A 3,061-nucleotide genomic window follows, 5' to 3' on the forward strand; every position below is an offset into this window, starting at 1 on the left:
GGTTAGTACGAAAAATTTGGGGCTTCTCAACTGACGCACCCTACTTGTTGTGGCTGGGCATTCTATGTTTTATGCTCCGCCTGTTCCCTTGATATAAGTCACAGGATAATCGGGATTGCTCGGATTGCCGATTAACCGCTGATTCCTACAATCTACCAGCAAATCTAACTTCTCCAAAACCACTTGACCAATCAACACCTCATCACCTGTCACCAGAGCATCTTCGGTAGTCCTACGCCCCTGAATTTCAATTAATATAGCTTCCGTTACTCCTACGGTTTCTTGACGACCATCAGCATACTTAACAACTTGCTGTCCTATAATTCGTAAACCTAGTTGCTGTAACATCTCTGCGGAAATTACTAGGTAAACCGATCCTGTATCTACTAGAGCTTCTGTTTCACACTCGCGCAACAACCGAGGCGCGAGCAACCCGCGGCTAACTAGAGCTTCGTCTATGGCATTTGTTAGCTTTACCTGAGTCTTAACTGCCCCCATATTCTTGATGCCATCCAATTCTAATTTATTTAATTCTTTCATACTAAATTTCCTTTGAATCTTTTTATGCTTGCATTATACGATTTCTGCTAACCCAGACGCGATCGCCCCGATTAACCCAGATTTTTTGAGATGAGTATTTAGTTAACAATCATGAGTTACAATCTAAAATCTAAAATCTAAAATCCAAAATTGATATCATGGCTTTCATTTCAGTTCGCGGTGTGGAACATTATTACGAGTGGATAACAGCAGACAACAGCGCCCAACCCAGCGGCAAACCTGTGATGGTATTCCTCCACGGCTGGGCTGGCTCGGCTCGCTATTGGGAAAGCACTGCACAGGCTATTGCTGATGATTTTGATTGTTTGCTGTACGATATGAGAGGTTTTGGCCGATCGCCCTTACCGCCATCACCTCCTGAGTCCAGCTACGAGCTCGAAACCTACGCCCACGACTTAGCTGAATTATTACAAACCCTGAATTTAAGCCGAGTCTTTCTGAATGCTCACTCTACAGGTGCATCCGTTGCTACTTTATTTCTCAACCTTTACCCCGAAAAAGTAGAAAAAGCCATTCTCACTTGCAGTGGCATTTTTGAATACGATGAGAAAGCCTTCACAACTTTTCATAAATTCGGCGGCTATGTGGTGAAATTTCGCCCGTCTTGGCTGGCTTCGATCCCGTTTGCCGATCGCATCTTTATGGCCCGGTTTTTGCGCCAATCTCTCCCCACAGCGGTGAGTTTAGCGTTTCTAAAGGATTTCTTAATGGCAGACGAGGAAGCTGCGATCGGTACAATGGTGACAGCAGTCAGCAAAAGAGCAGCCGAGGAAATGCCCCAGGAATTTGCACGGTTGAGCGTTCCTACGCTGCTGGTAGCCGGAGAATTCGATCAAATTATCCCCGCCGCCATGGGAGAGCAAGCAGCCTCCCTCAGCAAAAAAGTAGAATTTGTTATAATTCCCAATACAGCTCACTTTCCGATGCTGGAGGATGCCGCAACATATTTGCAGCTAATCCGAGACTTTTTGCCAGCAGCGGCTTAGCTGAGTTGTTGTTCATGTAATGTACTACGATCGGGGAAGCAAGCTTTTAAAGCAGCTTTTGCTCCGATCTTAATTTTTAATTCCTAATTTCTTAAAGCGAAAGGTGGTATCATGAACGACCTCGATCAATACTATAGAGTGCTGGGACTATTACCGGGAGCTTCCCGAGAAGAAATTACTCAAGCCTACAAGGATTTAGCGTTCATTTGGCACCCCGATCGCATCCCTAAAGATAATCCTAGATTACTCCAGAAAGCTGAAGAAAAGATTAAGGAAATTAATCAAGCTCGCGAACAGTTGCGATCGATTCAGCCAAGAGGTCAAAGTCAAAACGCTCAGCACAAAAATACTCAGCACAAAAACACCCAGCAACAAAACCCCCAGTACAGAAATACCCAACAACAAAACACCCAGCAGAAACACGCCCAGCAACAAAATACTCAGTATCAAAATACTCAGTATCAAAATACTCAGTATCAAAATACTCAGTACAAAAACACTCAGCAACAAAACACTCAGCAACAAAACACTCAGCAACAACACACTCAGCAACAACATACTCAGCAACAACACACTCAGTATAGAAACACCCAGCCGCAAAACACCCAGCCGCAAAACACCCAGCCACCGCCGACAAGTCCACAAGAACCCCGCTACTCTTCTCAACCCTCTTCAGGACAATCTCCTAGCAATTATGGGGGAAATTATGCGGGAAATTATACCCGAAATCCGACCGGGCCTTATTCAGATACCTCCCGCTACCAATCGCAGCCGCCATCGCAGCCATCTGCGTCTTACCGCCAAGCAGCGCCACAAGCTCCCGATTTAAGCGGTTCCAACTTCAAAGGAGCTTCCTTAAAAGAAAAGGATTTTTCAGGTAGAAACTTGAGCAATGCAAATTTGAGCGAAGCTGACTTAAGCGATACTTTTCTGCACAATATCAACCTCACAGCGGCGAATTTGCAGAAAGCTAACTTGTTTAGGGCTAACCTGTTGGGAGCTTGTTTGATTAATGCCAACTTGAGAGAAACCAATTTAATTGGAGCGGATTTGAGCGGTGCAGACTTGAGCGGTGCAGATTTGACGGGTGCTAAAATCGGTTATGGCGATCGGGTTATGGTAAAACTCACAGGAGCTAGATTAACAGGTACAATCTTACCTGACGGTACGGTACACAACTAAAGCATTTACTTTTTCTTTAGTAGTGAAGAATACCAGTCCTCTGATTTTGAATAAAACTTGCATTCCTCACTACTAACTTATAGCATTCCCATTTTATTTATTTATTTCTTTCTTTCTTTCTTTCTTTCTTTCTTTCTGTATCCAACACCGTTAATCAAGCTTCATTCTACAGCAACCGCCAAAACTGTAGAATTTTTTTGCTTCTTCCGACTTCCATCCAACTTCTGACTTCTTCCGACTTCCATCGGACTAATGACTACTGACTTCTTCCATCGGACTAATAGACTTGAATTGCAAAAATCGGAAAACACCCTAAAATTATCTGCGTTTAT

Annotated in this window: 3 protein-coding genes; 2 read left to right on the top strand and 1 reads right to left on the bottom strand. The window is 43.9% G+C overall.

What is annotated here, in order from left to right:
• Positions 1–69: 69 nt before the first annotated feature.
• On the bottom strand, positions 70–540 hold the full coding sequence (locus tag QT974_RS09165) for an aspartyl protease family protein (RefSeq protein WP_333468197.1): 471 nt from the start codon (positions 538–540) through the stop codon (positions 70–72).
• Between the two features lie 158 nt (positions 541–698).
• Between QT974_RS09165 and QT974_RS09170 the strand changes: the two genes are divergently transcribed.
• Together QT974_RS09170 and QT974_RS09175 are read left to right on the top strand one after the other, a co-directional pair.
• Positions 699–1,547, top strand: a complete 849-nt coding sequence (locus tag QT974_RS09170) for an alpha/beta fold hydrolase (protein WP_333468198.1) — start codon at positions 699–701, stop codon at positions 1,545–1,547.
• Between the two features lie 111 nt (positions 1,548–1,658).
• Entirely contained in the window at positions 1,659–2,729 is a 1,071-nt protein-coding gene (locus QT974_RS09175; protein WP_333468199.1) for a pentapeptide repeat-containing protein, read from the top strand.
• Positions 2,730–3,061: the final 332 nt, after the last annotated feature.

The sequence above is a fragment of the Microcoleus sp. BM001215392 genome (assembly GCF_036700185.1).
Lineage (GTDB): Bacteria > Cyanobacteriota > Cyanobacteriia > Cyanobacteriales > Microcoleaceae > Microcoleus.

Bases quoted from the DNA above. Each gene is read 5' to 3' on its own strand.
- QT974_RS09165 (WP_333468197.1), bottom strand. From the start codon at position 540: ATGAAAGAATTAAATAAATTAGAATTGGATGGCATCAAGAATATGGGG.
- QT974_RS09170 (WP_333468198.1), top strand. From the start codon at position 699: ATGGCTTTCATTTCAGTTCGCGGTGTGGAACATTATTACGAGTGGATA.
- QT974_RS09175 (WP_333468199.1), top strand. From the start codon at position 1,659: ATGAACGACCTCGATCAATACTATAGAGTGCTGGGACTATTACCGGGA.